Source organism: Tepidiphilus margaritifer DSM 15129 (assembly GCF_000425565.1).
Taxonomy (GTDB): Bacteria; Pseudomonadota; Gammaproteobacteria; order Burkholderiales; family Rhodocyclaceae; genus Tepidiphilus; species Tepidiphilus margaritifer.
Genome location: NZ_AUDR01000001.1, coordinates 1 through 23,484, shown reverse-complemented (window position 1 = coordinate 23,484; position 23,484 = coordinate 1). Strand labels below are relative to the sequence as shown.

The following is a 23,484-nucleotide window of genomic DNA, read 5'->3' as shown; positions in this document are numbered from 1 at the left end:
TCACCCCTCCTCTTGCGACGGCCTCGGTCGAGCCGGATCCTGAGGCGTGCGGTTCGGCGAAAACCCCACGAGCCGCCCCAAGAACGCCAGCTGCACCAAAGCCAGCGTCACCGCCCCGAACACCGTCAGCAGAACCCCCAGGTCGAACCCCATCGCGCTCGCCAAAGCCACCGGTCCGATACCCGGAACATGTACCTCCCCATGGGCGCTGCGCAAAAACGGCGCGCCCAAGACCATCGCCGCCATACCGGTCGCCCCGGCCACGAGCAGCCCCGTTCCGATCCACACGTGCGCGTCCAGGCGCAGACGCTGCATCGTCCAGGACAGGCCGCTCGCCATGTACTGGATCAGGAAGGCGAGCGCCACGAGGAGCGAGGCGATGAATCCGCCGCCCGGAGCGTTGTGCCCGCGCAAGAAGACGTAAACCGCAGCCATGAGCAGGAAAGGCAACATCACCCGCGCCGTCACGGCGAAAAGCAGGGGATGGCGCGTCGCCGACAAGGCAAACGGGAAACGCCATGCGTGCAGATTCTGCCGTGCCGCCCCCTCCTGCATGCCCTGCAGGAGGGCGTAGATCACCAGCCCGGCGATACCGAGCACCGTGATCTCGCCGTAAGTATCGTAACCGCGGAAATCGACGAGGATCACGTTGACCACGTTGCGCCCCCCGCCTTCTGGTACCGAACGGCTCCAGAAGTAATCGGCCAGGGTCGGTGCCTCGTTGCGCATCATCACCCAGGCAAGCAACCCCACCGCCAGGCCGGCGAGCACCGCCACCGCCGCTGCACCGCGCGGTTTGGGCAGCGATGCCGCATCGTGCTGCGGCAGGAAGAACAGCGTGAGCAGCAGCAGGACCGTCGTCACCGCCTCCACCGCGATCTGGGTGAGCGCCAGATCCGGCGCGGAGGCGTACAGGAAGGCCAGCGAAACGACGAGCCCCACCACCCCCGTGAGCAGCACCGCCCGCAACCGCTCCTGGTGCCAGCGCAGCACGAGGCCGATCGCTGCGAGCGCGATCCCGGCAAAAATCACGGCCAAACCGTCGACGGGCGTCGGCGGGCGCTGCGGCCGCCACCCCTCGCCCATGCCCCACCCCAGCGCGAGCGCGACGAGGCTCACCAGGGTGAGCAGCAGTACGTAACGCCCCAGCACGCCGGAGTGCAGGCGAGCGACGAGGCAATGCGCACCCCGCACCAGCCCTTCCTGCGCGGTGAAGAACGCCTTTCGTCCATCGAGCGGCAAGGCCCAGGCAAGCACCCGGCAAGAGAGGGCTCGGTGGCGCCATACCAGCGCCGCGCCAAAGACGAAAGCCGCGACCGACACCACGAGCGGCGCGCCGAACCCATGCCACAGCGCGAGCTCCGGCCACTCGCGGCCGTCCCCCACGGCCGCCGCGCTCGCCGCAGTGAGCAAGGGCTCGGCCAAGCCTGGCCACAGCCCCAACGCCACTACCGCCACGACCAGGGCCAAGGGCGGCCCCCACAGCAGCGCTGGCGGATCGTGCGGACGCCGCCCCCCCGGAAGGCGCAACGGGCCGAAGAAGAGCGCCGAGAAATACCGGAACGCGTAGGCCGCGGAAAGGATCGTCGCCAGGACGACGATGGCCCATAGCAGCCAGCCGTCCCCCCAGCGTGTCGCCAGCACCTCGGCGAGCATCGCCTCCTTGGAGACGAACCCGTTCAAAGGCGGAACGCCGGCCATCGACAGCGCCGCCAGCGTCCCCAAGCCCGCCGTCCCCGGCATGACTTTGGCCAGACCCGAGAGGCGGCGCAAATCGCGCGAACCCGTCTCATGATCGACGATGCCCGTGTTCATGAAAAGCGCCGCCTTGAACGTCGCGTGCATCAGTATGTGGAGCATGGCCGCGAACACCGCCGTGGGCGAGCCCAGCCCCAGCAGCATCGTGACCAGCCCCAGGTGGCTCACCGTCGAATACGCCAGCAGCGCCTTCAGATCCTCCTTGAAGAGTGCGATCGCCGCCCCCAGGAGCATCGTCGCCGCTCCGATCCCCGTCACCCAGGCGACCCAGGCGTCGGTCTGGCCGAACACCGGCCACAGGCGTGCGAGCAGATACAACCCTGCTTTCACCATGGTGGCCGAATGCAGATAAGCCGAAACCGGCGTGGGCGCGGCCATCGCATGCGGCAGCCAGAAATGGAAGGGAAACTGCGCGCTCTTGGTAAAGGCGCCCAGCAGGATCAAGGCAAGTATCGCCGGCGCCAAGGGTGAGGCGAGAATGAGCTCTTGCCGCCCCGCGAGCTCGGAGAGGCGATACGTCCCGGCGACCTCCCCGAGCAGGATCAGGCCGGCGAGCAGCGCGAGCCCCCCCGCCCCGGTGATCGCCAGCGCAAGGCGTGCCCCACGCCGTCCGTCGGGCAGATGACGCCAAAATCCGATCAGGAGAAACGAAGAAAGGCTGGTGAGCTCCCAGAACACCGGCAATAGCAGCAGATTGTCGGCCAGCACCACGCCCAGCATCGCCCCCTGGAAAAGAAGGAGATATGCATAAAACGTCCCGATGGGTTCGTTGCCGGCGAGATAGCCACGACTATAGATGAAAATCAGGATGCCGATCGCCAGGATCAGGGAAGCGAAGAAAAAACCCAGCCCATCGATACGCAGCGCCCATTCCAGCCCCAGAGACGGAACCCAAGGTGCGACCGCCTCCACCGATTCTCCGGAAAATACCGCCGCCCCATGCCCCCACAGCAGCACGAGCGCAGCCAGACTCGGCGTCAATGCCGCAAGCAGCGCCGGCATACGCCCCGCCCGTGCAAAGAACGGCGGCAGCATCGCCCCCAGCAACGGCAAAGCGACGATTGCACTTGCTCCCATCGCCTCTCCTCATTTCACGATGCGAAAAACGCGCTATACTGTGCGCTCGATTCTGACGATCGACCCATGATACAGCACCCTTCTGCAGCCCCCGACCCTGTCCCTGGCGAAGCCAAAAGTTCGATCCAGGTGATCGACCGGCTCGTCACCCTGCTCGACGTGCTCGCCCGCCATCCCGATCCGCTGCCGCTCAAGGCGCTCGCCGGCGAGGCCGGCCTGCACCCCTCCACGGCGCACCGCATCCTCGCGGCCATGACGGCGGCCGGCTTCGTCGAGCGGCTCGAAGGCGGCTCCTACCGCCTCGGCATCCGGCTGCTCGAACTCGGAGCGCTCGTCAAGGCGCGCCTGTCGCTGCGCGACGTCGCCCATCCCTGGCTGCAGCGGCTGCATCGCACCACCGGCGAGAGCGTCAATCTGGGCATCCGCGACGGCGATCACATCGTCTACATCGAGCGCACGAGCGGGGGACGCTCGGCGGTGCGTGTCGTGCACATCGTCGGCTCCCGGGCGCCGCTGCACACCACCGCCACCGGCAAGCTCTTCCTTGCCGAAGAGCCGCGGGCGGAAGTCGAGCGCTACATCGCCCGCACCGGCCTCGCGCCGATGACGCCGCGCTCGATCACCGATCCGGCCCGGCTGCACGAAGAATTGGCACGGGTTCGCCGGGAGGGCATTGCCTACGACCTCGACGAACAGGAAGTGGGGGTGCGCTGCATCGCCGCCGGCATCCGCGATGAAGACGGCGCGCTGGTGGCGGGGCTATCGCTCTCCACGCCAGCCGAGCGCTACGCCCCGGCGCTGGCCGGGCCGGTGAAGCAAACGGCGGATGCGATCTCGCGCGCGCTCGGCCATTCCCCCACGGGCCGCGCCGAGACACCGGCGCACGAAGCCTTCACTTCCTGAGAGCCGGCGAAGAAATCACCCTGCGCGGGGAAGCGGTAGCGAGAACGGAGCCCGGCGAGGAGCGAGCGCCGGACAACGGTGCCATCGGAGCGCGCAGCAGCCCGATTCCCGGGCGATCCCCTTCGATCAACCGCGGCGTGCCGCGAGCCGCGTCTTGCCGCTGCGGGCTTCGGTGACGCTGCCGCCCGTTTCCAGCCAGCGGCGCAAGCGCTGGGCGTCGGCCACGCGCGTGAGCTTGCCTTGGCTGTTCATCAGCACCATGATCACCGGACGTCCAGAGACTTCGGTGAGCATCACCAGACAGCGGCCGGCTTCGCTGGTATAGCCGGTCTTCTGCAGCGTGATGTGCCAGTCGTCGCGTTTCACCAGCCGGTTGGTGGTGCCGAACTGCACCAGCCGCCGGCCGATCTGCACTTCAGCCTTCTCGCGGGTGGAAAAGTCGCGGATCAAGGGATACTCGCTCGCGGCGCGCACCATCTTCACCAGATCCTGCATGGAAGCGACGTTGGCCGGGTTGAGCCCCGCCGGATCGACGAAATGCGAGTTGCGCATTCCCAGCATGCGGGCTTTGACGTTCATCGCCTGCAGGAAGGCCGGCCGTCCACCGGGATAGTGGCGCGACAGGGCCATGGCCGCCCGATTCTCGGAAGCCATGAGCGCCAGAAGGAGCGCTTCGCGACGGGTGAGCCGGGTGCCCACCGGCAGGCGCGAGCTGCTCCCCTTGAGGGTATCGACGTCCTCGGGACCCACGGTGATCGTCTCGTCGAGCGGCAGGCGGCTCTCGAGCACCACCATGGCCGTCATCAGCTTGGTGATCGAGGCGATCGGCATGGGCTCGGCCGGGTCGCCCCGCAGGGCGATACGATCGAGCGAGCGTGCATCCGCCACGAGAAAAGACTCGGACTTGAGCGGCGGCTCGGCCGCCTGCGCCCACGACACCACCACGAAGAGGAGCGCGAAAATCCCCCCCTGAACGAACCGACGCAGCATGACACCCTCCCGACGCGGATCGAGCGACTGACGATCCGCCAAATATAACAGTTTGTGACGGAAAAAGAGCCATTCGCCGGCGCGAATACGCTGACGTGCCCGTATCCCCGTCATCGACTCGTGCGATAATTACAGCCTTGCCGCCGCCTGCGGGCCGCGACGCCGACCGGCTTTTTTACTGCATCACCCGTGAGGAAGTCCATGACCGACAATCGTTTTCGCCGCATGGCGCTCGACTCGGCGCCCGCCTACGTCCGCCACGAAGGGCTCAAGCGCTGGGTGGCCGACATCGCCGAGCTCACCGAACCCGACCGCGTCCACTGGTGCGACGGCTCGCAGGAAGAATACGACCGCCTGTGTCAGGAGATGGTCGAATCCGGCACGCTGATTCGACTCAACCCCGAGAAACGCCCCAATTCCTACCTCGCCTGGTCCGACCCCTCCGACGTCGCCCGGGTGGAAGACCGCACCTTCATCTGCACCCAGGACCCGGACGACGCCGGCCCCACCAACAACTGGGAAAATCCGGCGAAGATGCGCGCCACGCTCACGGGGCTCTTCCGCGGCTGCATGCACGGGCGCACGCTCTACGTCATCCCTTTCTCCATGGGGCCGCTGGGCAGTCCGATCGCCCACATCGGCGTGGAGCTCTCGGATAGTCCCTACGTAGTGGCCAACATGCGCATCATGACGCGCATGGGCAAAGCCGTCTACGACGTGCTGGGCGAGAATGGCTTCTTCGTGCCGGCCGTGCATTCGGTGGGCGCGCCGCTCGCGCCGGGCCAAAAAGACGTGCGCTGGCCGTGCAACCACACCAAGTACATCGTGCACTTTCCCGAGACGCGCGAGATCTGGTCTTTCGGTTCGGGCTACGGCGGCAATGCACTGCTTGGCAAGAAATGCTTCGCGCTGCGCATCGCCTCCACCATGGCGCGTGACGAGGGCTGGCTTGCCGAGCACATGCTCATCCTCGGCGTCGAATCCCCGCAGGGCGAGAAGACCTACGTGGCCGCCGCCTTCCCTTCGGCCTGCGGCAAGACCAACTTCGCCATGCTCATCCCGCCCAAGCGTTTCGACGGCTGGAAGATCACCACGGTGGGCGACGACATCGCCTGGATCAAACCCGGTCCCGACGGCAAGTTTCGCGCCATCAACCCCGAGGCGGGCTTCTTCGGCGTCGCGCCCGGCACCGGCGTGAAGACCAACCCCAACGCCATGGCCACGCTGCACGCCAACGTGATCTTCACCAACGTCGCACTCACCGACGACGGCGACGTATGGTGGGAAGGCATGTGTGAGCCGCCGGCGCACTGCCTCGACTGGCAAGGGCGCGATTGGACGCCCGAGATCGCCCGCGAGACTGGGCGCAAGGCGGCGCACCCCAACGCCCGCTTCACCGCGCCAGCGAGCCAGTGTCCCTCGATCGACCCCGAATGGGAGAATCCCGAAGGCGTGCCTATCTCCGCCTTCATCTTCGGCGGTCGGCGCGCCACCACCGTGCCCCTCGTCTATGAAGCCTTCAACTGGGGCTATGGAGTGTACATGGCCGCGACCCTGGGGTCGGAGACCACGGCGGCGGCCACCGGAAAGCAGGGCGTGGTGCGCCGCGATCCCTTCGCCATGCTGCCTTTCTGCGGCTACCATATGGGCGATTACTTCAACCATTGGCTGCGCATGGGGCGCGTGGTCGAGCATCCGCCGCGCATCTTCTGCGTAAACTGGTTCCGCCTGGACGAAAACGGCCGATTCATGTGGCCCGGTTTCGGCGAAAACATGCGCGTGCTCAAGTGGATCGTCGACCGCTGCCACGGCCGCGTCGGCGCCAGGGAAACGCCGCTCGGCTGGATGCCGCGGTTCGAAGACATCGACTGGACGGGGCTCGACATCACCCGAGAACAATTCGAGGCGCTCACCCGTGTCGACGTCGAGGCCTGGCGCAAAGAACTCTCCGAGCACAAGGAATGGTTCGACAAGCTCGGCGAGCGCCTGCCGCGCGAGCTGGTGCTCAAGCGCGAGCTCTTCGAACTGATGCTGCACGAAGACTGACCCACGAAGGAGCGCGGCGATGGCCCCGAGGTTCGCCGCCCGTATGGGCGAGATCGCACCGTTTTACGTGATGGATCTGTTGCGCCGCGCCTCCGAGCTCGAACGAGCCGGTTGCGACGTGATCCACATGGAAGTGGGAGAGCCCGACTTCCCCACACCCGAACCGGTGCTGGACGCGGCCCGGCGTTTCCTCGCGGCCGGGCGCGTGGCCTATACGCCGGCGCTGGGTCTTCCAGCGCTGCGCGAGGCGATCTCCGCCTTCTACGCCGAGCGATTGGGTGCCGACGTCGCCCCCGAGCGCATCGTCATCACCGCGGGCGCTTCTGGCGCCCTGGTGCTGGCGCTGGGGATCACCACCGATCCCAGCGACGAGTGGCTGCTACCCGACCCTTCCTACCCCTGCAACCGCCACCTCGTGCGCACCTTCGAGGGGCGAGTGCGGCTGCTGCCGGTGGGCCCGGAGACGGCCTTCCAGCCCACGGCGGCGATGATCGCCGCTGCCTGCGGGCCGCGCACCCGCGGCGTGATGCTCGCCTCGCCGGCCAACCCCACCGGCACCCAGCTCTCGCTCGAAGCGATCGAGGCGATCGCCGAGGCGGCCGCCGCACGCGGCGTGATCACGCTCGTCGACGAGATCTACCAAGGGCTCACGTACGGCGAGGAGATGCGCACCATCCTCTCGCGGCGGCGCGACGTACTCGTCGTGAACAGTTTCTCCAAGTATTTCGGCATGACCGGCTGGCGCCTCGGCTGGTTGGCGCTCCCCGACACCGACTGGGTGCGCGAGGCGGAAAAACTCGCTCAGCACCTCTTCATCTCGCCCTCGACGGTGGCCCAGCACGCGGCGCTCGCCGCCTTCCTGCCGCAGACGCAGGAAGAATTGGAACGGCGGCGCGATGAGTTCGCCCGACGGCGTCACGTGCTGCTGCGCGGGCTCGATACCCTGGGCTTGAACGTGCCGGCCGAACCCACCGGCGCCTTCTACGCCTACGCCGACGTCTCGGCCCTGGGAGAAACGGCCGATCGGCTCGCGCAACGCTTCATCGAGGAAGCGCACGTGGCCGTCACGCCGGGCAGGGATTTCGGCGAGCACCGCGCCGAGCACTTTTTGCGCTTTGCCTATACCACCAGCCAGTCGCGCATCGCTGCCGCCATCGAACGGTTGGCCGAGGTGCTGCGCCGCTGAAACGGCGCCGCACTTTCTGCTTGGACGCTAGCTCTGGCGCCGCGCGATCTGCTCCAGGCTGCGCTTCATCGCCAGCACCCGGCGCGCGTAGCGCTGCTCCGGGTCGTCCGGAGCGCCGGCAAAGGCTTGCAGGGCTTTCTCGATGCTGCCATGGCGTTGTTTGGCTTCGGCAAGCACTTCGATCCCTACCGAAACGTTGAGCACGGGATCAAAGAGGGCGTCGTCGGGCACTCTGCTGCGCTTGAGCCGTGCATGGATACGCTGAACGTGCCACTTCGGGACGACCTGCATCAGCCCTTGCGCCCCGTCGGGGCTCTCGGCGAAAGGATTGAACTCGGACTCGATGGCGATCACCGCCACCACCAACGTCGGATCGAGGCCGCGACGGCGGGATTCCTGCTCCACCGTAAGGAAGAGCGGCGTGAGCGCGGCGGAGGCCACACGATAGCGCCGCGCCACGTGGTCGCGCACGCGCCGCATCTCGGGGCTCAAGGCCTGGATGCCGAGATGCGCCTGCACCGAATCGCCGGGCGCTTTGGCAGCCGCCTTGACTGGCGGCGCAACGGACTCACGCCGGTCGGACGCAGAGGCGACGCGCTTTTCGGGCGGGGCGGACGCTGGAGCAGGAGCGAGCGTTTCGCTGACCACGGGAGGCGGGGCATCGGCGTCGTCATCGCCGTCGTCTTCGGGCAATGGCAGCAAAGCCGTAGCCGTGGGCGCCATTGCCGCCTCTCCGGGATCGGAGACGACGAAAAGCCCCAAGAGTGCCGTACAGCAGGCGAGCACGAGCAAGACAGTGGCCGCCACGCGACCGGGGACGCCATCGCGGCCAGTCGCAATTTCTACTTCTTTGTCATACCGTCGGTCGTCGGTCATGACGATGTCCTCCTTTCATGCCGAGGTGCCTTCGCCGGATGTCACTGTGATGCTGCCGCAGAAATGGCGGCGACGAAGGCGATCGTGAGGTCGTACATGCCGGCCGAAATGCGGCCGAACGGGGCGCGACGGGGGTGCCCGCCGCAGGAGAGAAAAAGCAGAATGATCGTTGAGGGAATCGCAGAATAACGCGAAACTTTCGTTCCGCCAAGGGGTTGGCCGATCAAGACCTTTCAACCGGTCCCCGGTTGTTGCATCCTTGCGACAGCAACAGGGGCAGAAAGCGCCCTGAAACCAGGCCGGCAATCCTCAGCCGCATGACCAGGGTCAGAGGCAGAAGGGCAGTGAAACGATGCCAGTCGAAGAACGGTCCGGGATCCGTCTTACGAACCGGCGATACATGACAATGTCCTGCAACGGAGTCGATCGAAGGATAACGTCTTACGAGGGAAGCGACGAGCGCCGCCGCTCTTTCATATTGGGCAGCCGTGAATGGCTGGCGATCCGAGCCTTCGAGTTCGATGCCCACGGAGAAATCGTTGCAGCGCTCCCGCCCTTCCCAGCAGGAGAGACCGGCATGCCAGGCACGGCGATCCGGAGGAACGAATTCGATCGTCTCCCCATCGCGCCGGATGAAGTAGTGTGCCGACACGCGCAACCCCTCGAGCGAGGCAAAGGCGGGATGAGCGGCCGGATCGAGCGTGTTGGTGAAGAGCCGCTCGACCGCATCGCCGCCGAAGACTTCCGGCGGCAGGCTGATCGCGTGCAGCACCACCAGGCTGATCGGCATGCCCGCCGGGCGATCGTCGCAGTTGGGTGAGGCCACCCGCCGATCGACCCAGCGCTCGAGTTCTTCCACGACCATTTCCTCCAAACTGATTCGTCCAGGGTCTCTATAATAGGCGGTTTCAGGTTCCGGACCCGCACCGATATGAGCACCCACTTCCTGCTCGGCGGCGCTCGCAGCGGCAAGAGTGCCCTGGCGCAACGGCTGGCCGAAGACAGCGGACTACCGGTGACCGTGATCGTCACGGGCGAAGCCCGCGATGGCGAAATGGCCGAGCGCATCGCCCGCCATCGGCAGGAGCGCCCCGCCCATTGGCGCACGGTGGAAGCCCCCTTCACGCTCGCCGCCGCCCTGCGCGCCCACGCCGCCCCTGGCCGTTTCGTCCTAGTCGATTGCCTGACGCTGTGGCTATCGAACTGGCTCCTTGCCTGTCTCGACGACCCGCCGCGCCGAACGCCGACCGAATTCGCCGCCGAGCGCGCGGCGCTGCTCGAACTCGTGGCCGAACCGCCCGGTCCGCTCGTGCTGGTCGCCAACGAAGTCGGGCTGGGGCTGGTGCCCGAAACCGCACTCGGGCGGCGCTTTCGCGACGAGGCCGGGCGGCTCAATCAGGACGTCGCCGCACGCGCCGCCGCGGTGAGCCTCGTCGTAGCCGGACTGCCGTTGCGGCTCAAATGAGCGTTCATGCACGGCACCCGGCGTTTCCGCCGGGATCGCGTTTGCGTACAATGCGGGCTTTCGCCGACGAATCTCCCCTTCCGATGCTCGAATTCTCCCTCACGCCGACGCACGACCCAGACCTCGCCACCCGTCTGCAGCGCGCCATCGACGACAAGACCAAACCGCACGGTGCACTGGGGCGGCTCGAGACCACGGCGCTGCGCTTGGGTCTCATCCAGCGCCGCCTCGATCCCCGCCTGGAACAACCGCAGGCGCTCGTCTTCGCCGCCGACCACGGCGCCACGCGCCGACCCGGCATCTCGGCCTTCCCACGCGAAGTCACCTGGCAGATGGTGGAGAATTTCCTCGCCGGCGGCGCAGCGATCAACGTCTTCTGCCGCCAGCACGGCATCCCCCTTGCCGTGGTCGACGCCGGCGTCGATCACGTCTTCGCGCCGCGCCCCGGCCTGATCGATGCCAAACTCGCTTTCGGCAGCAACGACTATCTCCAGGCGCCGGCGCTCGGCCGGGAATTGGCCGTGCGCTGCCTCGCCACCGGTGCCGAGCTGGTGCGCCGCCTGCCCCCCGAGACCGACTCCCTCTTGCTGGGCGAGATGGGCATCGGCAACACGGCCTCCGCCACCCTGCTCACCCACTGTTTTACCGGCGCACCGCTCGCGGCGATCACCGGCCGTGGCACGGGGCTCGACGATGAAGGACTGGCAACGAAGCGCCAGCTGCTCGAGACAGCACTCGCGCGCGGCGGCGTACCTACCGATCCGATCGACGTGCTCGCCGAATACGGCGGGTTCGAGATCGGCCAGATCGCCGGGGCGATGCTCGCCGCAGCCGCACGCCGTCTCGTCATCCTCGTCGATGGATTCATCGTCACCGCCGCGCTCCTCGTCGCCCATGCCCTGGAGCCGGCCGTACTCGACTACTGCATCTTCTCGCACCGCTCGCAGGAGCCGGGGCACCGCCTGCAGCTCGAGCACCTCGGCGCCGAAGCGCTCCTCGAACTCGACCTGCGCCTGGGCGAGGGGACCGGCGCGGCGCTCGCCTATCCGCTCGTCGTCTCCGCTTCCGCCTTCCTGCGCGAGATGGCCAGTTTCTCCGCGGCCGGCGTGGCCTCGGGCAGCTGAAGCGGTGGCACGTCCCCACCTGCGCGCCCTGCCATGATCCGCAGGCTCTTCTGGCGGTTCGTCGCGGCGCTGCAGTTCTTCACCCGGCTGCCGCTGCCGCGCGATTTGCCCCAGGTACCGCTCCACCAGAGCGGGGCCATCGGGTTTTTTCCCTGGGCGGGACTCGTCGTCGGGTTCCTCGAGGCCGCGGTGTTGTCGTTGGCGCTCTGGCTGTGGCCGCCGACCGTCGCCGCGGTGCTCGCCGTGGCGTTCGTGGTCCTGCTCACCGGGGCCATGCACGAGGATGGCCTGAGCGATGCCGTCGACGGCTTCGGTGCCGGCTGGGATAGAATGCACATCCTCGCCATCATGAAGGACGCACGCCTGGGCAATTACGGGGCCACCGCCCTCGTCCTGGCACTGGGGGCGCGCGTGGCGCTCACCGCCGCGCTCGCCAGCGAGCTCGGAGCGGGATCGCGGTTCGCTGCGCTCATGGCGGCGCATGCGGTCTCGCGCGGCGCCGTACTATTCCCCATGCTGGTGTTGCCCTATGCGCGTGCCGAAGACGCCGCGAGCCGCGCCAAACCGCTGGTTGAAGGGCTGGACCACGCGGCGAAGCTCGCCGCCGCGGTCGGGGTGCTCGTGCCGCTCGCCTGGCTCCCGCCGCCGGTCGCGCTCGCGGGGCTCGTCGCCGCCGGGGCCGCCGCCGCCGCTTGGACCCGGCTGTGCGCCCGCCGGCTGGGCGGCTACACTGGCGACGTGCTCGGTGCCGTCCAACAAACGGGCGAAATCACCTTTTTGCTAGGAATCTTGGCTGCATGGAAATTCATCTGATCCGACATCCGCGCGTGGCCATCGATCCGGGCTTGTGTTATGGCCACAGCGACGTGCCGCTCGCCGAAGCCGCCGAAGAGGCCGCCGAACGCCTGTTTCCCTGGCTGCCCGAGCGTTTTCGCCTTTTTTCCAGCCCCTCGAACCGGGCACACGCACTCGCCCAGGCCCTGGGGCAGCCCATTCTCGACGAACGCCTCAAGGAAATGCACTTCGGCCAATGGGAGCTGCAGCCGTTCGAGTCGCTGGGCGAAGCACTGGAACTCTGGGCGAAAAACCCCTTCGGTTTTCAGCCGCCGGGGGGTGAGTCGGCCGCCGAAATGGCCATGCGCGTGCTCGAATGGTGGCAGGAAACGCGCGAACGCCACCAGGACGAGAAGGCGATCGTGATCGTCGCCCACGGTGGCCCTTTGCGCGTGCTCGCCGGGCACCTGCTCGGGTTGCCGCGCGAGCGTTGGCTCGCCCTCGACTTCGGTTGCGCCCAATCCACGCGCATCGACCTCGAGCCTTGGGGGAGTATGCTGCGGTGGTTCAACCGGACGTAAACGGCATGCCCCGCACGAGATGACAGGAAAGCGACAGGTTGCCTGGATATAATCAAAGAATTTTTACGAGCTTTACCTTCCATGACCACTCAAGACACTCAATTGAATTTCGCCCTCGTCGGCTGCGGGCGTATCGCGCAGCGTCACGCAGAAATCCTCGGAAAAGGGGAGATCCCCCGCGCCCGGCTCGTCGCCGTCTGTGACGTCAAGGAAGAACGTGCCCGCCAGTTCGGCGAGAAATACGGCGTGCCCTGGTTCGTCGATTACCACGACATGATGGAGCAGCTCGGCGAGCAGATCGACGTGCTCAACATCCTCACCCCGAGCGGCATGCACGCCCCCGTGTGCCTCGATCTGGTTTCCTATCGCAAGCATTTCGTGGTGGAAAAACCGATGGCGTTGCGTCTGGAAGACGCCGATGCCATGATCCGGGCCTGTGACGAAGCAGGGGTGCGTTTGTTCGTGGTCAAGCAAAACCGCTACAACGTCCCCGTGCGTAAGCTGCGCGAGGCCCTCGAAGCGGGACGATTCGGTAAGCTCGCCTTGGGGACGGTGCGCGTGCGCTGGTGCCGCGATCAAAAATATTACGATCAAGATGCCTGGCGGGGTACCTGGGCGCAAGACGGCGGCGTCTTCACCAACCAGGCGAGCCACCACGTCGATCTCCTGCAGTGGATGCTCGGCCCGGTGGAATCGGTGTTCGCCAAGTCGGCCACCGCCTTCGTCGACATCGAAGCCGAGGACACGGGCATTGCCGTGCTCAAGTTTGCCAGCGGCGCCCTGGGTATCATCGAGGCCACGACCGCCGCCCGCCCCAAAGATCTCGAGGGGTCGATCTCCCTGCTCGGAGAGCGGGGCACCGTCGAGATCGGCGGATTCGCGGTCAATAAAATGCTGCGCTGGCACTTCGTCGAGCCCCAGCCGACCGATGCCGAGATCCTGGAAAAATACAGCGAAAATCCGCCCAACGTCTATGGATTCGGCCATCGCCGCTATCTCGAAGACGTGGTCTCGAACCTGATCGACGGCACACCGGGTGGGGTCGACGGCCGTGAAGGGCGCCGTTCGCTCGAGCTCATCACGGCCCTCTACGAATCGATCGAAACGGGGCGGGAGATCTCCTTCCCCTTTCAGCCGAAACATTGCCGCCTGGGTCGCGAAACAGCGTGAACGCGGAGATCCTCGCCGGGCGAGGGGCGGCACGCCGGCCCATTCCTTTGGCATGGCTCCTTGGCTGGCTCGCCCTTGCCGTGGGCACTTTGCTCATCCGGCCGGCTTTTCCCATCGACGAGAGCCGCTACCTGGCGGTGGCGTGGGAAATGTGGTGGCGCGACAGCTTTTGGGTGCCTTACCTCAATGGCGAGTACTACAGCGGCAAACCGCCCCTCTTTTTCTGGTTGATGCAGGCCGGCTGGAAACTGTTCGGGGTCAATGAGTGGTGGGCACGAGCCGTCGCCCCGCTTTTTGGCCTGCTCAACCTTTTCCTCACCGCCAGGCTCGCCCGACGGCTCTGGCCCAAGGAAAGCGTGGCCGCCACCGCGCCTGTGTTTCTCCTGGGGGCCTTTTATTGGGCGCTTTTTTCTTCGAGCACCATGTTCGACATGCTTTTGTCGAGTTTCGTGCTCCTGGCCATCCATGCTTTGGTGCGCTATTGGCAGGGAGGATCGGCCTGGAACTTCGCCGGCCTGGGGGTGGCGCTGGGTTTGGGTATCCTGGCAAAAGGACCGGTCGTATTCCTGCCGGTGGGATCCGTCGTACTGCTCGCGCCCTGGTGGATGAATGAACGGCAGGCGAATTTCTCCTGGAAGCGCTGGTATGGCGGTTTCGCCTTCGCCAGTGTGCTCGCGGGATGCATCGCTCTGTGCTGGCTCATTCCCTTGGCCATGAATACCACCAAGGAGTATTTTCTCGATCTCACGATACATCAGACCGCCGGTTATACCGTGCATTCTTTCTCGCACCGGCGGCCTTTCTGGTGGTATCTGCCGCTGGTTCCCGTGCTGCTCTTTCCCTGGTCGTTGTGGCCTCGGGGATGGTTGGCACTGCGCCGCCTCGACGTACGACGCGACTCGGGAGTACGCCTATGCCTGGCCTGGGCTGGAGCCACTTTGCTGCTCTTCTCGCTCATCAGCGGTAAACAGGCACACTACTTGTTGCCCGCCTTTCCGGCCGTGGCCCTGCTCCTGACCCATGCGCTCCAAAACGAGAACGCGACTGACCCCCCCGGGGCCACCTTTGCATGGAATCATGGCATCCCGCTGCTGGTCTTGCTGCTCCTGGGCGGGGCATTTGCTGTCTTTCCTTTGCTTTCATCCCGCAATCCGAAGCTTGCACTTTTTGCCCATTCCGACCCCTATCCTCTAGTATTCGCTGGATTGCTCCTCATGGTGAGCGCGCTCGGACTGATCGTGTTCGTGCGTCGTCATGCCTCGCAGACTACGGTAGTGGCATGTTCCCTGGCTGCCACCACTTGGTGCGCCCTGCTCCTGGGACAGTGGGGAATATTTCATGGAAGTTGGCCCGCCCTCGATCTACGCGTACCGAGCGCCGTTCTGGCCCAAGAGCAAGCGCATGGGCATCCCCTGGCTGTTCGGGGCAATTACTCGGGAGAGTTCTCGTTCTACGGTCGGCTGACCACGGTCGTATCCGAACTGAGCGAAGATGAACTATCCGGCTGGGCCAGAGATCATCCGGACGGCTGCATCATCCTTCACGTCGATGAGGCGACTCCCCTTCCCCTCGACGAGGTGACGCCGCTCTACCACGCCCCCTATCGGGGTGACGTTCTGACGATGTGGCGTGCTGCCGACCTGGTTTCTCACCCTGAACTGGCCCATTTACGATAAGTGTCCATTTACGTTACGCGAGACAGGCTCATGACCTCCATCCCCCTTTCCAAGATCACCATCACCGACGAGGTTCGCCAGGCGGTGCTCACCGCCGTCGATTCGGGCAAATACATCCTGGGCGAGCAATGCGCCGCCTTCGAGGAAGAATTGGCCGCCTATGTCGGGATGAAGCACTGCGTGCTGTCATCATCCTGGACGGCCGCCGTTTTCCTGCTGCATCGGGCCATGGGGCTCGAGCCGGGCGATGAGGTGATCGTGCCGTCCCATACGGCCTTTCCCACCATCGAGCCCCTGATCCATTGGGGGGCGAAGCCGGTCTTCGTCGACGTCGACGAAACCTATTGCCTCGATCCGGCCGCAGTGGCTGCGGCCGTCACGCCGCGCACCGTCGGCATCATCGCCGTGCATCTCTATGGTCATCCGGCCGACATGGACGCCTTGCAGGCGATCGCCGAACGCCACAAGCTGTGGTTGCTCGAAGATTGCGCCCAGGCCACGGGAGCAACCCATCGCGGCCGCAAGGTCGGTTCGATCGGCACGGCCAGTGCCTTTTCCTTCTATCCCACCAAGAACCTGACCGTGCTCGGCGACGGAGGCTGCATCATGACGAACGATGCGGCGGTGGCCGAGCGGGTGCGTATGCTGCGCGACCACGGGCGCAAGTCCAAGTACGTCCACGAGATGGTCGGATTCAATCTGCGTTTCAATGAAATCCAAGCGGCGGCTGGACGCGTCCTGCTGCGGCAGCTCGACGAGTTCAACGCCCATCGCCGCCGGGTGGCAGCGCGCTACAACGAACGCCTCGCCGGGTTGGTGGCCACGCCGCTGGAAAAACCCTGGGCGGAACACGCTTATCACATGTACGTCATCCGCACGCCGCGGCGGGACGAGCTCGCCGCCCATCTCGCTGCCCATGGCATCGGCACGGGGATTCATTATCCGATCCCCAACCACCAGCAACCGGCCGTGACGGCGCTCTACCCCGACCTGCCCAAGCTCCCCCATACCGAAGCGCTCGTCGGTGAGATCCTCTCTTTGCCCATCTATGGAGACTTGCCGCTCGCCGACGTCGATTTCGTCTGCGATCGCATCGTGGAATTCCTGGAGCGCAGCGCGTGAGTGAACCGAAAGTCAGTTTTGCGATCCCTTGTTACAACGAACGGGACAACCTCGAGGCACTGCTCGAGCGCCTCGAGGCCGAAGCGGACCGGCTGGGGCTGGACTACGAGATCGTCATCACCGACGATTGCAGCACCGATGGCAGTTGGGAGCTGCTCTGTCGCTTGCTCGAGACCCACCCCCGCCTGGTCATCCAGCGCCTGAACCGCAATTCGGGCGAATCGGCCGCGAGCTTTGCCGCCATCCGCGCCGCCCGCGGCGAGATCATCGTGACGATGGACGCGGATCTGCAAAACGATCCGCGCGATCTGGAAAAATTTCTCGCCGCCATCGAACACGCCGACTGCGTATGCGGTACGCGCAAGCAAACGCGCAAGGAAGGCGACTCCTGGATCAAACACGTCATCTCGCGGGCGGCAAACTGGGTGCGCAGTCGCGTGCTCGACGATCCCATTTCGGACGCTGGCTGCACCTACCGAGCCTTTCGCCGGGAATGTCTGCAAGATATCCCCTTCTTCAAAGGGGTCCATCGTTTCCTGCCCATTCTCATCCACATGCAGGGCTATCGCGTCGTCGAAGTCCCCGTCGCCAATCGTCCCCGCCTGGGCGGCAAGAGCAAGTACGGTATCTTCGACCGATTCGACGCCATCATCGACATGCTGGCCGTGCGCTGGATGAAACGCCGGATGATCCGTTTTTCCGTGGCTGAACAGAAAAGGGCCTCTGCGCCCCTGCCTTCGAGCTGAAATCCCGCGAGCCCCTGAATCCGGGGCAGTCCGAACGAACGGCCGCCCCCGGATTCAGGTCACCAGATCCTCCCGGTACAGCTGCGCGTAGCGCCCCCCCGCGGCGAGCAGCTGTGCGTGCGTGCCGCTCTCGACGATGCGCCCGCGCTCCATCACCACGATGCGATCGGCCCGCTCCACCGTCGTGAGGCGGTGCGCGATCACGAGCGTCGTGCGTCCTCGCATGAGGGTCTCCAGCGCGGCTTGCACCGCGCGCTCGGACTCGTTGTCCAGAGCGGAGGTGGCCTCGTCGAGTACCAGTACCGGCGCATCTTTCAAGAGGGCGCGGGCGATCGCCAGGCGCTGGCGCTGGCCGCCGGAGAGCAGCGCCCCGTTCTCGCCGATGGGGGTATCGAAGCCTTGCGGCAGGCGTTCGATGAATTCCAGCGCGTGCGCCGCGCGCGCCGCCGCGACGATCTCCTCGCGCGACACCTGCCGCTCGCCCGCGCCGTAGGCGATGTTCTCCGCCACGGTCGCGTCGAACAGCACCACTTGTTGCCCGACGTAGGCGATCTGACGGCGCAGCGCCGCAAGCCGCCATTGCGGCAAGGGAACGCCGTCGAGCCGGATGCAGCCTTCGGTGGGATCGTAGAAGCGCAACAGCAGCTGGGCCATGGTCGACTTGCCGCTGCCCGAAGGCCCCACCAGGGCGACGACGGATCCCGGCTCGATGTGCAGATCCAAGCCGTCGAGCGCCCAGTCTCGGGCATTGGGATACCGGAAGCGTACCCCCTCATAGACGATTTCGCCGCGGGCACGCTCGAGGGCAAAGCTTCCCTCATCGCGTTCCGGCGGTACGTCGAGCAGCGAAAAGATGCTCTCCGCTCCAGCCAAGCCTCGGGCGATGCGCGCATTGACTTCGGTCAGCTGCCGGATCGGTTTGGGCAGCAGCCCCGCGGCCGTGACATAAGATACCAGGTCACCGGCGGTCGCATCGCCGCGCAGCCACAGCACGAGCCACAGCAGGGAGCCGATCGCCACGAAGGTGACGAGCTGCGTCGTCGAGCCATTGCGGGCTCCGATCCGCGCCAAGCGCAGCTGCCGCTGGAAATCCTCGTCGTTGGCCCGGGCAAAGCGCTGCAATTCCCGCTGCTCGCCACCAAAGGCTTTGATGACTCGTTGTGCCAATACCGCCTCGGTGGCGATGGCGGTGATGCGCCCCATCGTCTCCTGCAAGCGGCGTGAGGCGGAGCGCAGCTTGCGCCCGGCACTGCGCATCATCGCACCGAGCACGGGAAGAAGCACCGCCAGCATCAGCGTGAGTTTCCAGTTCGACCACAGCAGATAGGAAAAGAGCGAGACCACGGTCAACCCTTCACGCACGACGACGCGTATCGCATCGGTCACGGCGCCCGTGGTCATGGTCACGTCGAAAGTGAGCCGCGAGATGATGCGTCCCGAATCCTGGCTGTCGTAATAGGCCGTAGGGAGCCTCAACCCATGCGCGAAGAGGGCTGCTCTCAGATCATGAATGATGCCCACGGATACTTTGGACAAGGAATAAGCCCCGAGAAACGAACCGATCCCTTGCCACAGGGCCACCAACATCAGGGCCGCCGGCACGAGATAGAGCGTGTCGATCTCGCCTACGAGGGGTAGGTTCAACCATGCCCGTGCCGGATTGGTCAGGCCGTCGACGAAATACTTCAGCGCGCCCATCATCATCGGCTGACCGCTGGCGAAAATCGCATAACCGATCATGGCCAACACGAACGCAGCACGATAGGGACGCACGTATTGCCACAGCCGGCGATAGAGCACCCAGGAAGAATCCATGCCCCGTTCCATCAGTGCGCCTCGTCCCAATTACGGCCCACGCCGACGTCGACCACGAGCGGCACGCGCAGCCTCGCGACGTTCTGCATCTGGTCGGTGACGAGCGCACGCGCGGTGTCCACCTCCGCCTCGGGCACTTCCAGCACCAGCTCGTCGTGCACTTGCAAGATGAGTCTCGTCGCAAGGCCGCCCTCTCGCAAGGCACGATGAACGCCGATCATCGCGAGTTTGATGAGGTCGGCCGCGGTGCCCTGCATGGGTGCATTGATCGCCGCCCGCTCATCGGCCTGGCGTTGGGCCGGATTGCGCGAACGGATGTGGCGCAACCACACGCGGCGGCCGTAGAGCGTCTCGACGTAGCCCTGCTCATAGGCCGTCTTGCGCGCCTGCTCCATGTAATCCGCCACGCCCGGATAACGGGCGAAATAGCGGTCGATGTACTGCTGCGCCGAAGTGCGGTCGATCCCCAGGCTACGCGCCAGGCCATGCGCGCTCATGCCGTAGATGAGGCCGAAGTTGATGGTCTTGGCCACGCGCCGCTGTTCGGGCGTGACTGCCTCGAGCGGTACCCCGAAGATCTCGGAAGCGGTGTGCTTGTGGATGTCCTCGCCGTGCAGGAAGGCCGCCACCAGGGTCGCGTCGCCCGAGAGGTGCGCCATGATGCGCAGCTCGATCTGGGAATAATCCGCCGACAGCAGCAGGCAGCCGGGCGGAGCGACGAAGGCCGAGCGGATGCGCCGCCCCTCGGGCGTGCGCGCCGGGATGTTCTGCAGGTTCGGCTCGCTCGAGGACAGGCGCCCCGTGACCACCACGCTCTGGGAAAAGGTGGTGTGCACCCGCCCCGTGCGCGGATCGATCATCTTCGGCAGCTTGTCGAGATAGGTGTTCTTCAGTTTCGAGAGTTGGCGGTGCTGCAGCAGCACCTCGACGATGGGATGCTCGTGCGCCAGGCGCTCGAGCACTTCCTCGCTGGTCGAAGCCTGCCCGCCGGCGGTCTTCTTGGCCGCTTTCAGGCCCAGCTCGCCAAACAGGAGTTCGGCGACCTGCTTGGGCGAAGCGAGATTGAACGATCGCCCGGCAAGCTCATAGGCTTTTTGCTCGAGCGCGCGCAGCTGGGTTTCGAATTCACCCGATTGGGCCGCGAGCACCTTGGGATCGATCGCCACGCCGGCGCGCTCCATGGCCACCAGCACGGGCACGAGCGGACGCTCGATGTCGCGATAGACGCGTTCGAGCTTGGGTTCGGCGGCGAGTTTGGCCGAGAGCACGTCGAAGAGCCGCCAGGTGAGGTCCGCGTCCTCGGCGGCGTAGGCTGCCGCGCGCGCCGGCGGCACCTCGTCGAAGCCGATCTGTTTCTTGCCGCTGCCGCATACCTCGGCATAGGTGAGCGGTTCGAGCGAAAGCCAGCGGCGGCTGAGCCGGTCGAGGTCGTGCTGGGCGTCACTCTCGAGCACGTAGGACATCAACATCGTGTCGTCGATGACCCCGCCTGGCTCGGCCCCGTGCGCCGCGAGCACGTGCCAATCGTACTTCGCGTTCTGCGCAACCTTGCCCTCGGCCGCGACGAACCAGGGCGCGAGCCGGCGCAGCACTTCTTCGCGCGGCAGCTGCGGCCCGACCTCGAGCCCGCGATGCGCGAGCGGAATGTAGCACGCCCGGCCCGGGCCCACGGCGAAGGAGATGCCGACGAGGGAAGCCTTGCGCGCGTCCAGGCTGGTCGTTTCGGTATCGAATGCCACGCGGGCACCCTGCTCGATTTCACCGAGCCAGCGCTCGAATTCGTCCCAGTCGGTGAGGCAGGCGTAGGCCGAACGCCGCGCCGCGGCTTGCGCCGGCGATTCGAACCCGTCATCGCCGCTCGACTCGGCCGCCGCCTCGACTCCCTGTGCCCGCAGTTCATTCAACCAGGTGCGGAATTCGAGCCGTTCATAGAGCGCGAGAAGTTTCTCGCGCTGCGGCGGACGCGCCTGCAGATCTTCCAGTCGCACCGGCAGATCGAGGTCACAGCGCACGGTCAGGAGCTTTCTTGCCAGCGGCAGGAAGTCGCGCGCCGCACGCAAGTTCTCCCCCACTTGCCCCTTGATCTCATCGGCATGCGCCAGCAAGGCATCGAGCGAACCGTACTGCCGCAGCCATTTCGCCGCCGTCTTGGGGCCGCAGCCCGGCACGCCGGGGACGTTGTCGACCGCGTCTCCCACCAGCGCCAGGTAATCGACGATGCGCTCTGGCGGCACGCCGAACTTCTCCTCCACGCCTTGGGCGTCGAGTTTCTCGCCGCGCATGGTGTCGACCCACAGCACCCGCGGGCCGACGAGCTGGGTGAGGTCCTTGTCGCCGGTGGAGATCACCACCTCCCAGCCGCGCGCCAACGCCTGGCGGGTGAGCGTGCCGATCACGTCGTCGGCTTCCACCCCCGGGATCACGAGGAGCGGCCAACCCTCGGCCTCGATCGCCTCGTGCAGCACGGGAATCTGCGCGGCGAGGTCCTCGGGCATCTCGGGGCGCTGCGCCTTGTACTGGGGATACCACTCGTCGCGAAAGGTTTTACCCGGTGCGTCGAACACGCAGGCACGATACGGCGCGGGAAATTCCTGCGCCAGGCGCCGCAGCATCGACAGCACCCCGCGGATGGCGCCCGTGGGCTCTCCCCGGGAAGTGCGCAGATCGGGCAAAGCGTGATACGCTCGATAAAGATAGCTCGAACCGTCGACGAGCAGCAGACGCGTCGTCATGGCGTCTCTCACAGAAGCTTGCAAACGGGCAACTATACCGCGGTTCGGCGCACGACGAAAGGAAGACCATGCCGCTGCACGACAAACTCCCCAATCCGGTCGTCGACCCCAAGGACATCCAATACAACGGGCGCGAATCCTGGCGCATCTTCGGCATCATGGCCGAATTCGTCGAGGGCACCGAGCGGCTCGCCGCCATCCGCCCGGCGGTGAGCATCTTCGGCAGTGCCCGCGTCGTGCCCGACCACCCTTATTATCTGCTCACCGAGCGCATCGCGCGCAAACTCTCGGACGCCGGATTCACCGTCATCTCCGGCGGCGGCCCCGGCGTGATGGAGGCGGCCAACAAGGGTGCCTACTTCGGCAAGAGTCCCTCGGTGGGGCTCAACATCCAGCTGCCACACGAGCAGCACGCCAACCCCTATCAGGACATTTCGCAGACGTTCCGGCATTTCTTCGCGCGCAAGTACATGTTCGTGAAGTTCGCCTCGGCCTACGTGGTCATGCCCGGCGGATTCGGCACCCTCGACGAGCTGCTCGAAGCGATGACCCTCATCCAAACCGGCAAGAGCCGGCGCATCCCCGTCATCCTCGTCCATCGCCCCTTCTGGCAAGGACTCCTCGATTGGATGCGCGAGCGGCTCGTGGGCGAAGGGATGATCGACCCCGAAGACCTCGACATCGTGCAACTCATCGACGATCCCGACGAGATCGTCGCGGCGATCTTCAAGTACTACGAAAGCCGCGGTTTCGAACCCCTGCCGACCGAACGCGAACTGATGCTCAACCTCTGACAAACCCCGAAGCCGTGCGCAGAAGGTCGAGCTCGACAACACGCCGGGGATGAGTCTCCAAACAGGTATTGCGTGTAACTGTCAGGTCCCGGACGATTACACGGTATTTTTATGAAAACCAGAGCTGGCGGGGCGGCGAAGCGGTAAACGGGACATGGAGGATGGCGGCATGAGCGAAAAACGTAGTATGACCCCGATTATCCCGATACTTTGTTGTGCAATGACAATGACTCTTGGACTAACCATATTCCTGCTATCGCGGACCGCCACGGCCAATCCACAACAAAACGACGAGGCGATTCTTTCCGAGATTATATTAGCTGTCAGGTCCCGGACGATTACGCGGTATTTTTATGAAAAGTTCCGGTTTTTCCGCATACCATCTTTTCATGGCCTCGATGGGCGGAACATGCCCCAAGGCTTTCTGGGGGATGTGGTGATTGTACAGCCAGACGTAGCGATGAATCGTTGCCTCCAGCGCTTCGCGGCTGTCGAAGCGGTGGGTAGCAAGCACTTCACTGATGCGTCCATTGAAACGCTCGACCATACCGTTCGTCTGCGGGCGGCGAGGTTTGGTCAGCCGATGTTCGATGCCGAGCGCCTGGCACAGTTCATCGAAGGCATGCGTTCCCGTAGGGGTACGCTCACC

The 23,484-nt window shown here is 65.5% G+C and carries 19 protein-coding genes; 12 read left to right on the top strand and 7 right to left on the bottom strand.

The window, feature by feature from the left end:
• Window positions 1-2,835: a hydrogen gas-evolving membrane-bound hydrogenase subunit E gene (gene mbhE, locus H607_RS0100105; protein ID WP_028873741.1), complete on the bottom strand. Its 2,835-nt coding sequence runs from the start codon at window positions 2,833-2,835 to the stop codon at window positions 1-3.
• A 66-nt stretch (window positions 2,836-2,901) separates the two neighbouring features.
• On the opposite strand from mbhE, the gene H607_RS10990 reads away from it, so the two are divergent.
• Window positions 2,902-3,738: an IclR family transcriptional regulator gene (locus H607_RS10990; protein WP_051240488.1), complete on the top strand. Its 837-nt coding sequence runs from the start codon at window positions 2,902-2,904 to the stop codon at window positions 3,736-3,738.
• 126 nt (window positions 3,739-3,864) lie between these two features.
• On the opposite strand, the gene pbpG is transcribed toward H607_RS10990, so the two are convergent.
• Window positions 3,865-4,728 carry a D-alanyl-D-alanine endopeptidase gene (pbpG, locus tag H607_RS10985; RefSeq protein WP_211218412.1) on the bottom strand — a complete coding sequence of 288 codons (864 nt, stop codon included), beginning with the start codon at window positions 4,726-4,728 and terminating at the stop codon, window positions 3,865-3,867.
• A gap of 201 nt (window positions 4,729-4,929) precedes the next feature.
• On the opposite strand from pbpG, the gene H607_RS0100090 reads away from it, so the two are divergent.
• Both H607_RS0100090 and H607_RS0100085 read left to right on the top strand, forming a co-directional pair.
• Window positions 4,930-6,774, top strand: coding sequence for a phosphoenolpyruvate carboxykinase (GTP) (locus H607_RS0100090; protein WP_028873740.1), 1,845 nt, complete (start codon window positions 4,930-4,932; stop codon window positions 6,772-6,774).
• Window positions 6,775-6,793: 19 nt separating this feature from the next.
• On the top strand, window positions 6,794-7,960 hold the full coding sequence (locus H607_RS0100085) for an aminotransferase class I/II-fold pyridoxal phosphate-dependent enzyme (protein WP_028873739.1): 1,167 nt from the start codon (window positions 6,794-6,796) through the stop codon (window positions 7,958-7,960).
• A 27-nt stretch (window positions 7,961-7,987) separates the two neighbouring features.
• Here H607_RS0100085 and H607_RS12805 read toward each other — a convergent pair whose 3' ends face one another.
• Both H607_RS12805 and ampD read right to left on the bottom strand, forming a co-directional pair.
• On the bottom strand, window positions 7,988-8,836 hold the full coding sequence (locus tag H607_RS12805; protein ID WP_051240484.1) for a lytic transglycosylase domain-containing protein: 849 nt from the start codon (window positions 8,834-8,836) through the stop codon (window positions 7,988-7,990).
• A 223-nt stretch (window positions 8,837-9,059) separates the two neighbouring features.
• A complete protein-coding gene (gene ampD, locus H607_RS10975) occupies window positions 9,060-9,701 on the bottom strand; it encodes a 1,6-anhydro-N-acetylmuramyl-L-alanine amidase AmpD (protein ID WP_083961835.1) in 642 nt (213 codons plus the stop codon).
• 66 nt (window positions 9,702-9,767) lie between these two features.
• Here ampD and cobU point away from each other — a divergent pair, with 66 nt between their 5' ends.
• From cobU to H607_RS0100030, 8 genes are all read left to right on the top strand, one after another.
• Window positions 9,768-10,301 (top strand): bifunctional adenosylcobinamide kinase/adenosylcobinamide-phosphate guanylyltransferase, encoded by a 534-nt coding sequence (gene cobU, locus H607_RS0100070; RefSeq protein ID WP_028873738.1) that lies wholly within the window; start codon window positions 9,768-9,770, stop codon window positions 10,299-10,301.
• An 83-nt stretch (window positions 10,302-10,384) separates the two neighbouring features.
• On the top strand, window positions 10,385-11,425 hold the full coding sequence (cobT, locus tag H607_RS0100065; RefSeq protein ID WP_028873737.1) for a nicotinate-nucleotide--dimethylbenzimidazole phosphoribosyltransferase: 1,041 nt from the start codon (window positions 10,385-10,387) through the stop codon (window positions 11,423-11,425).
• A 33-nt stretch (window positions 11,426-11,458) separates the two neighbouring features.
• Window positions 11,459-12,238, top strand: a complete 780-nt coding sequence (locus tag H607_RS10970) for an adenosylcobinamide-GDP ribazoletransferase (RefSeq protein WP_037989076.1) — start codon at window positions 11,459-11,461, stop codon at window positions 12,236-12,238.
• Entirely contained in the window at window positions 12,223-12,780 is a 558-nt protein-coding gene (locus H607_RS0100050; protein ID WP_028873736.1) for a histidine phosphatase family protein, read from the top strand. Before H607_RS10970 ends, H607_RS0100050 begins: the two co-directional genes overlap by 16 nt.
• 81 nt (window positions 12,781-12,861) lie before the next feature.
• Window positions 12,862-13,950 carry a Gfo/Idh/MocA family protein gene (locus tag H607_RS0100045; RefSeq protein WP_028873735.1) on the top strand — a complete coding sequence of 363 codons (1,089 nt, stop codon included), beginning with the start codon at window positions 12,862-12,864 and terminating at the stop codon, window positions 13,948-13,950.
• Window positions 13,947-15,626 (top strand): ArnT family glycosyltransferase, encoded by a 1,680-nt coding sequence (locus H607_RS10965; RefSeq protein WP_051240483.1) that lies wholly within the window; start codon window positions 13,947-13,949, stop codon window positions 15,624-15,626. Before H607_RS0100045 ends, H607_RS10965 begins: the two co-directional genes overlap by 4 nt.
• 30 nt (window positions 15,627-15,656) lie before the next feature.
• On the top strand, window positions 15,657-16,748 hold the full coding sequence (locus H607_RS0100035) for a DegT/DnrJ/EryC1/StrS family aminotransferase (RefSeq protein ID WP_051240480.1): 1,092 nt from the start codon (window positions 15,657-15,659) through the stop codon (window positions 16,746-16,748).
• Window positions 16,745-17,494: a glycosyltransferase family 2 protein gene (locus H607_RS0100030; protein WP_037989073.1), complete on the top strand. Its 750-nt coding sequence runs from the start codon at window positions 16,745-16,747 to the stop codon at window positions 17,492-17,494. Before H607_RS0100035 ends, H607_RS0100030 begins: the two co-directional genes overlap by 4 nt.
• Before the next feature lie 54 nt (window positions 17,495-17,548).
• Here the strand turns inward: H607_RS0100030 and msbA are convergent, their stop codons facing one another.
• Window positions 17,549-19,321 (bottom strand): lipid A export permease/ATP-binding protein MsbA, encoded by a 1,773-nt coding sequence (gene msbA, locus H607_RS0100025; RefSeq protein WP_028873732.1) that lies wholly within the window; start codon window positions 19,319-19,321, stop codon window positions 17,549-17,551.
• Window positions 19,321-22,041, bottom strand: a complete 2,721-nt coding sequence (gene polA / locus H607_RS10960) for a DNA polymerase I (protein ID WP_037989070.1) — start codon at window positions 22,039-22,041, stop codon at window positions 19,321-19,323. Before polA ends, msbA begins: the two co-directional genes overlap by 1 nt.
• A gap of 68 nt (window positions 22,042-22,109) precedes the next feature.
• Here polA and H607_RS0100010 point away from each other — a divergent pair, with 68 nt between their 5' ends.
• Complete coding sequence (locus H607_RS0100010) at window positions 22,110-22,835, top strand: LOG family protein (protein ID WP_028873731.1); 726 nt, start codon at window positions 22,110-22,112, stop codon at window positions 22,833-22,835.
• A gap of 316 nt (window positions 22,836-23,151) precedes the next feature.
• Here the strand turns inward: H607_RS0100010 and H607_RS13005 are convergent.
• The coding region (locus H607_RS13005) for an integrase core domain-containing protein (protein WP_157381239.1) at window positions 23,152-23,484 on the bottom strand (333 nt) is incomplete at its 5' end.

Excerpts from the sequence above, each read along its gene's own strand:
- cobT (WP_028873737.1), top strand. The coding sequence starts at position 10,385 with ATGCTCGAATTCTCCCTCACGCCGACGCACGACCCAGACCTCGCCACC.
- msbA (WP_028873732.1), bottom strand. The coding sequence starts at position 19,321 with ATGGAACGGGGCATGGATTCTTCCTGGGTGCTCTATCGCCGGCTGTGG.
- H607_RS0100045 (WP_028873735.1), top strand. The coding sequence starts at position 12,862 with ATGACCACTCAAGACACTCAATTGAATTTCGCCCTCGTCGGCTGCGGG.
- H607_RS12805 (WP_051240484.1), bottom strand. The coding sequence starts at position 8,836 with ATGACCGACGACCGACGGTATGACAAAGAAGTAGAAATTGCGACTGGC.
- H607_RS0100035 (WP_051240480.1), top strand. The coding sequence starts at position 15,657 with ATGACCTCCATCCCCCTTTCCAAGATCACCATCACCGACGAGGTTCGC.
- H607_RS10990 (WP_051240488.1), top strand. The coding sequence starts at position 2,902 with ATGATACAGCACCCTTCTGCAGCCCCCGACCCTGTCCCTGGCGAAGCC.
- pbpG (WP_211218412.1), bottom strand. The coding sequence starts at position 4,728 with ATGCTGCGTCGGTTCGTTCAGGGGGGGATTTTCGCGCTCCTCTTCGTG.
- H607_RS0100010 (WP_028873731.1), top strand. The coding sequence starts at position 22,110 with ATGCCGCTGCACGACAAACTCCCCAATCCGGTCGTCGACCCCAAGGAC.
- H607_RS10970 (WP_037989076.1), top strand. The coding sequence starts at position 11,459 with ATGATCCGCAGGCTCTTCTGGCGGTTCGTCGCGGCGCTGCAGTTCTTC.
- polA (WP_037989070.1), bottom strand. The coding sequence starts at position 22,041 with ATGACGACGCGTCTGCTGCTCGTCGACGGTTCGAGCTATCTTTATCGA.
- ampD (WP_083961835.1), bottom strand. The coding sequence starts at position 9,701 with ATGGTCGTGGAAGAACTCGAGCGCTGGGTCGATCGGCGGGTGGCCTCA.
- H607_RS0100090 (WP_028873740.1), top strand. The coding sequence starts at position 4,930 with ATGACCGACAATCGTTTTCGCCGCATGGCGCTCGACTCGGCGCCCGCC.
- H607_RS0100050 (WP_028873736.1), top strand. The coding sequence starts at position 12,223 with ATGGAAATTCATCTGATCCGACATCCGCGCGTGGCCATCGATCCGGGC.
- mbhE (WP_028873741.1), bottom strand. The coding sequence starts at position 2,835 with ATGGGAGCAAGTGCAATCGTCGCTTTGCCGTTGCTGGGGGCGATGCTG.
- cobU (WP_028873738.1), top strand. The coding sequence starts at position 9,768 with ATGAGCACCCACTTCCTGCTCGGCGGCGCTCGCAGCGGCAAGAGTGCC.
- H607_RS0100085 (WP_028873739.1), top strand. The coding sequence starts at position 6,794 with ATGGCCCCGAGGTTCGCCGCCCGTATGGGCGAGATCGCACCGTTTTAC.